We start from the raw sequence: 6,105 nt of genomic DNA on the forward strand, positions 1-6,105 counted from the left end.
AAACCTTCCTTTCCGTGGTGGTTGTTCAAATTGTTAGGTGCATGGTAGGCGCTCGTGGCCCGGACCGCAATGGCGCCGGGGCGAGCGCCTGCGTTGTTTAGACGTTGACGCCGAAGTTCTTTGCCAGGGGGCCCAGGCCGCCCTTGAAACCCTGGCCGATGGCGCGGAATTTCCAGTCGCTGCCGGCGCGGTAGACTTCGCCGAAAATCATCGCCGCTTCCGTCGAGCTGTCTTCCGACAGGTCGTAGCGGGCGATTTCCGCGTTGCCGGCCGCATTGATGCAGCGGATGAAGGCCTTCGACACCTGGCCGAAATTCTGGTTGCGCGTTTCGGCGTCGTGAATCGTCACGGCGACGGCGATCTTGTCGATGTCGGCCGGTACCGCACTCAGGTCGATGGTGACGGTTTCATCATCGCCGTCGCCGGCGCCGGTCAGATTGTCGCCCGAGTGGACGATCGAGCCGTCGGTCGATTTGAGGTTGTTATAGAACACGAAGTCGGCGTCCGAGCGCACTTTGCCGGCGGCGTTGAGCAGGAACACGGCGCCGTCCAGGTCGAAGGCCGCGCCATCGGTGCTGCGGGTGTCCCAGCCCAGGCCGACGATCATTTTGGTCAGGCCAGGTGCTTCTTTGCTCAGGTTGACGTTGCCGCCTTTTTGCAGACTGATTGCCATGATGTAAATCTCCTAGTTGATTAAATTAAAACCACTTTGTGCTGGCTTACGGTAGACCTGCAAGCCGTTCTGAACACCGGGTACTTCTGACAGGGAGCGAACCGGTGTTCGGCCGTTCGCTCCGGGTTCTGCCACTGGCGTCCGCTCAGGCGACGGCCAGTTCCTTGTGCTGCCTGCGGTGCTTGATGGACGACCACAGCGAGGCGACGATGAAGGCCACGCCGATCAGGCCCGTGAACACTTCGTGAATGTGATACTTCATGCTGGCCAACATGATCAGGGCCAGGATACCGATCGCATAGTGCGCGCCGTGTTCGAGGTAGACGAACTCATCGAGCGTGCCCTGCTTGACCAGGTACACCGTCATCGAGCGCACAAACATGGCGCCGATGGCCAGGCCCAGCATGATGATCACCACGTCGTTGGTGATGGCAAACGCGCCAATCACCCCGTCGAAGCTGAACGATGCATCGAGCACTTCCAGGTACAGGAAGGCGCCCACACCACCACGCTTGACCAGTTCGCCCACATTGGCGCCCGATTCCTCGGCGCTGTCCTTCTCCAGCAGGCTGCTGAGGGTGTCGACGCCGACGTAAATCAGGATACCCCACAGGCCGGCCATCAGGACCACCATCTTCTGCGCTTCTTCCACCAGGCCCAGGCAGCCCATCAGGGTACCGAGGGCGATCATCACCGAGATCGACGAGACCTTGCCCAGCGCGCCGATTTTCTCTTCGATGTGGCCCAGCCAGTGCATTTCTTTCGAGTCATCGAGCAGGAAGTTCAGGAACACCAGCAGCAGGAACATGCCGCCAAACGCCGCCACTTCCGCGTGGTGCGCCGTCAGATGCGCCGAATACTGCTTCGGATCGGACAGGGCCAGGTTCCACACTTCCAGCAAACCCAGGTCGGCTGCCTGCGCCACGATGACCAGCGGGAACAGCAAGCGCATACCAAACACGGCGATGATGATGCCCACGCCGAGGAACAGCTTTTGCCAGAACTCGTCCCAGGTCTTGAGCACCGAGGCATTGACGACGGCGTTGTCGAATGACAGCGACACTTCCATGATGCCCAGGATAACGGCCACGCCCAGCGCGGTCAGCGCGCCCGACCAGCCACCGTGCGTGTAACCCCACCAACCGGACACTGCCAGGCAGATGAAGGTGACCAAAAATGAAATGCGGAAATGCTTCATGCGGCTTCCTTTCTTCTTATTAAGTTACTTACATGTATTCAACGGACTGAATTGATGTGTCACAGTGTAAATGCATGCAAACAATTGAAATAGCGAAGATAATTGGACGAACACTTCCGAAAAACAGAACAATGAACCAAAACGATCTCAATTTTCGCCACTTGTACTATTTCTGGGTGGTCGCCAAGGAAGGCGGCGTCACGCGCGCGGCCGAGCGCCTGGGGCTGGCCGTGCAAACCATCAGTACCCAGTTGTCGCAGCTGGAACAGCAGGTGGGAACGGCCCTGTTCGCCCAGCAGGGCCGGCGCCTGGTGCTGACCGAATCGGGCCGCACCGCGCTGCGCTACGCCGACCAGATTTTTCTGCTGGGCGAGCAGTTGCACGACGCCCTGAGCGAAGTCGACACCAAGAAAATCCGCCTGACCGTCGGCATTTCCGACTCGCTGCCGAAACTGACCGCCTACCGCATGCTCGAGACTACCATGCAGCTTGAACGCAAGGTGCGCCTGGTCTGTTACGAAGACAGTTTCGACGCCTTGCTGGCCGACCTGGCCCTGCACAAGCTCGACGTGGTGCTGACCGACCGCCCCGTGCGCGGCGGCAGCACCCTCAAGGTGTTCAGCCACCTGCTGTTCGAGAGCGCCACCATGGTGGTGGGCACGCCCGCGCTGGCGCTGGCGCACCGCCAGGATTTTCCCCGCAGCCTGAACGGCGCCCCCTTCCTGCTACCGACGCGCAACAACGCGCTGCGCGCCAAGATCGACGACTGGTTCGGCCAGCATGCGGTGCGGCCCGACATCGTCGGCGAATTCGAGGACAACGCCCTGCTCAACACCTTCGGCCGGCGCGGCCTGGGCCTGTTTTTCGCCACCGCCGCGCTGGCCGGCGACATCGAAGAACAGTTCGGCGCCGTGCTGGTGGGCGAGGTCGATGCCGTGCGCGAACAGTTTTTTGCCATTTCAAACGAGCGCAAAATCGAGCATCCGGGCGTCGAGGCAATTCTTGCTTCGGCGCAGGCGAGCGGAACCCATGCCGGCTGAACGGTACAATGTCTTGTGAAAATGAGATCGTCGGCACTTTGTGCCCGCTTGCCGGGCGCGCGATTTCACTCCCCCAACCCTCACCGATCCTATGCATAACCTCCTGTTAGTCCTGCTGGCGCTGTTTCTCGTCATCCTCAACGGCTTTTTCGTCGCCGCCGAATTCGGCATCGTCACCCTGCGCAAAACCCGCATCCGCGCCATTGCCAGGACCCAGGGCCTGAAGGGCCGCATCCTTGCCAAGGTGCACAGCCAGCTCGACGCCTACCTGTCCGCTTGCCAACTGGGCATCACCCTGGCCTCGCTGGGCCTGGGCTGGGTGGGCGAGCCCGCCTTTGCCAGCCTGCTCGAACCCCTGTTCGGCATGATCGGCGTGACCTCCCCTGAAATCGTCCACGGCGTCTCGTTCGTGTTCGCCTTCAGCGTGATTTCCTTCCTGCACATCGTGGTGGGCGAGCTGGCACCGAAATCGCTGGCGATCCGCAACCCCGAGATCATCGGCCTGTACAGCGCCCTGCCCCTGTACGCCTTTTATTGGGCCATGTACCCGGCCATCTGGGTGCTCAACGGCAGCGCCAACCTGGTACTGCGCGTGGCTGGCCTGAACGGCGCCGGCGGCCACGACGCCCATTATTCGACGGAAGAACTCAAGCTGATCCTGCGCACCAGCCAGCCCGGTGAAAAGCACACGCGCGACGAGCGCCACATCCTGGCGCAGTCGCTCGATTTTTCCCAGTTGACGGTGGCCGAGCTGATGCGCCCGATCAACGAAGTCATTGCCCTGCATGCCAACAAGCCGATTGAAACCAATCTGGAAACCATGCGCCGCAACCGCTTTAGCCGTTACCCGTATTTCGACAAGAATGGCGAAGACGTGCTGGGCGTGATCCACATGAAAGACCTGTTTTTCGCCCAGCAGTCGGGACGCCCCCTGCTCGACCTGACGCCCTACCTGCGCCCGGTGGAAACCATGTCGGCGCGCACCAGGGCGCAGGACATGTTCCGCCGTTTTCGGGAAGGTGCGCCCCACTTCGCCCTGATCGGCGAAAAGGGCAAGCGCCCCGTCGGTTTCATCACCCTCGACAATTTGCTGGGCGCGATGGTGGGCGAAATCCACGACGAATTCCGCCTCAACGAAAACGACTGGCTCAAGCAGGAAGACGGCACCCTGATCGGCAAGGCCAGCCTGCCCATCTTCTCGCTCGAACGGGCGCTGGGGATCGACATCAACAACGAAGGCATGGGCCTGGACGAAGTCGAGTCGGTGGGCGGCTTGCTGATGGTGAAGCTGGGCGATATTCCCAAGCAGGGTCAGCGGATCGAGTTTCCCCGGTTCGATGTCGTCGTCAAGAAAATGAACGGTCCCCGCATCGTGCTGGTCAAGGTCATTCCCCAGTTGCAGCGCGATGACGACACGGACGACCTCGACTAACTGCCACTTAACTTTCGTTGATATGCTGGCGCAGAATTTCCATCCAGCGGGCATGGGATTGCTGCATGCCCTTCTCGGGAAAGTCGATTTTCCAGGTCGGGAAATCGATATCGCGCACCTCGATAAACAAGCCCGTGTTGGCGGCATTGGCTTTTGAGGCGCGAATATTGGCCGACGTCATCGCCAACGCCGTCCCCAGGTCGCCGCCCCCGCCAATGAATTTTCCACCCGTCTGGATATTGGTATTCCAGCTGCGGATATCGCTGAAAGCGTACGCGCGGTACTGCTTGTTCTGATACAGGTGGACGATGCGCTGGGCGGGGTCGATGCCGATCGCCGTGTTCTTGTAAAAACTCTGGTACTGCAAGGGCGCGATCACGGCCTGGACATCCTTCACGGGATCGACGTGCTTGGGCGATGGCTGCCGGCCGGCGCGCCACCAGGCCCAGGCGGCCCCGGCCAGCATGAGCAGTCCGACCAGGCTGAGCGGCTGACGGAACAATACCAACAGGATCAGGCCGGGGATGCCGACCATCAGGGCGCTGGCGGGAACAGGTTTCATTGCATATCTCCTTGGAGTTCATTGGGGGGCTGGAGAACTATTCGAGCGCCCTGATCAAAAGCGGAGATTATTTGTGGAAGCGCTGCGCTGAAGGCCAAGTGCTTGCTGGCGATGCCCGCTGTCCCATGACTATAATCAGGCATGAAATCATCTACCCTGCTCGCTTACGCCATCCGCCTGGCTTCGTTGGCATTCGGTGCCTTTGTCATCATGGCCAGTATCCCGCTGGCCATGCTCGGTGCTGCCGTACCGAGCGAATACGCCCCACCACCTTTACTGGCCTTGCCGGCAGCGGCATTGCTGATTGCATCGGGCTTCTTTTATGTCGGCCTGGTCGGACGGCGTATGGCAAAATCCCGCTTGCATCATGTGCTTGCGGGGATGCTACTGGCCCTCCCGCTTGCATTGGGTGGCTCGCTTCTGACCGCGTCACACGGGCGTGAGTGGCAGCCCATGGGCTGGTTCTTCCTGGTGCCAGCAAGCCTGCTGTTCGTGTGCACGGTGTGGCCCTTGCATCTCACCTCAAGCGACGGCGGGCCAGGAACTCATTAGAATGGCTGCATCAGGCAGAGGACGGCCTGGGGGCGGACCGATCGGCCGATGACAGGCCACTTCCGGACAGCAGCAGCCGATTGACCACGCAAATCTAAAGCCGGCATCTCGATGGATTGGAAACACTTTTCATCTATGTGCGTTTGCGCCTGCATTGGTATTGGCACCCTGTGCAGCGTCATCTCCTTGGCGATGACACCGCGCGATGAAAATTTGCTGCGCAATTTCCTTTCGCGACCAAGGTCGGCGTTCAGGCCCGCCGCATTGAAGTTTCGCGACGCGTCGCTGGTGTGCGGTTTTCTCGCGGTTCTCATGGCTGCTGCCTGGTATTTTCTATAGACAGGTCTGCTGCCCACAGCGCGGCGCCTGGCGCCGTTCCGCTACATAGTTACGTTCCCGGACACCCCTCCGACGAAGGTCTCAGTTGGCCAACGCCGACACCAGCCGGTCTGGACAATCTGGTTTCGGCCAAGAACGCTCAGGCGACAGCCTGACAATCCGGCGAGCCACATTTATAGTAGTTGATCATCCCCCTATGTCAGCATAGTTGTCGCGTCATCTGATTTATCGTAACCGTACTGGGGGCGGAGTAAAAGAGCAGCAGTGAAGCACTATTCAGCAGAGCGCAAGGAAGCACTTTTGCGGCAG

The 6,105-nt window shown here is 60.3% G+C and carries 7 protein-coding genes; 3 read left to right on the forward strand and 4 right to left on the reverse strand.

The genetic code is table 11. The features are described 5' to 3' along the window. Positions 1-97: 97 nt before the first annotated feature. Both ACP7EY_RS17315 and ACP7EY_RS17320 read right to left on the reverse strand, forming a co-directional pair. Positions 98-673 (reverse strand): TerD family protein, encoded by a 576-nt coding sequence (locus ACP7EY_RS17315; protein WP_426195759.1) that lies wholly within the window; start codon positions 671-673, stop codon positions 98-100. 145 nt (positions 674-818) lie between these two features. After that, on the reverse strand, positions 819-1,871 hold the full coding sequence (locus ACP7EY_RS17320) for a DUF475 domain-containing protein (protein WP_426195761.1): 1,053 nt from the start codon (positions 1,869-1,871) through the stop codon (positions 819-821). 131 nt (positions 1,872-2,002) lie between these two features. Here ACP7EY_RS17320 and nhaR point away from each other — a divergent pair, with 131 nt between their 5' ends. After that, a complete protein-coding gene (gene nhaR / locus ACP7EY_RS17325) occupies positions 2,003-2,911 on the forward strand; it encodes a transcriptional activator NhaR (protein WP_426195762.1) in 909 nt (302 codons plus the stop codon). A gap of 91 nt (positions 2,912-3,002) precedes the next feature. Then, positions 3,003-4,343, forward strand: a complete 1,341-nt coding sequence (locus tag ACP7EY_RS17330) for a hemolysin family protein (protein WP_426195764.1) — start codon at positions 3,003-3,005, stop codon at positions 4,341-4,343. 7 nt (positions 4,344-4,350) lie between these two features. Here the strand turns inward: ACP7EY_RS17330 and ACP7EY_RS17335 are convergent, their stop codons facing one another. Then, entirely contained in the window at positions 4,351-4,905 is a 555-nt protein-coding gene (locus tag ACP7EY_RS17335) for a DUF4755 domain-containing protein (RefSeq protein WP_426195766.1), read from the reverse strand. 141 nt (positions 4,906-5,046) lie between these two features. On the opposite strand from ACP7EY_RS17335, the gene ACP7EY_RS17340 reads away from it, so the two are divergent. Then, a complete protein-coding gene (locus ACP7EY_RS17340) occupies positions 5,047-5,457 on the forward strand; it encodes a hypothetical protein (RefSeq protein ID WP_426195768.1) in 411 nt (136 codons plus the stop codon). Here the strand turns inward: ACP7EY_RS17340 and ACP7EY_RS17345 are convergent. Continuing rightward, positions 5,454-5,771: a hypothetical protein gene (locus ACP7EY_RS17345; RefSeq protein WP_426195770.1), complete on the reverse strand. Its 318-nt coding sequence runs from the start codon at positions 5,769-5,771 to the stop codon at positions 5,454-5,456. The genes ACP7EY_RS17340 and ACP7EY_RS17345 overlap by 4 nt on opposite strands. Positions 5,772-6,105 lie beyond the last annotated feature (334 nt).

The sequence above is a fragment of the Massilia sp. DWR3-1-1 genome, from assembly GCF_049898325.1.
GTDB lineage: Bacteria > Pseudomonadota > Gammaproteobacteria > Burkholderiales > Burkholderiaceae_D > JAFCUW01.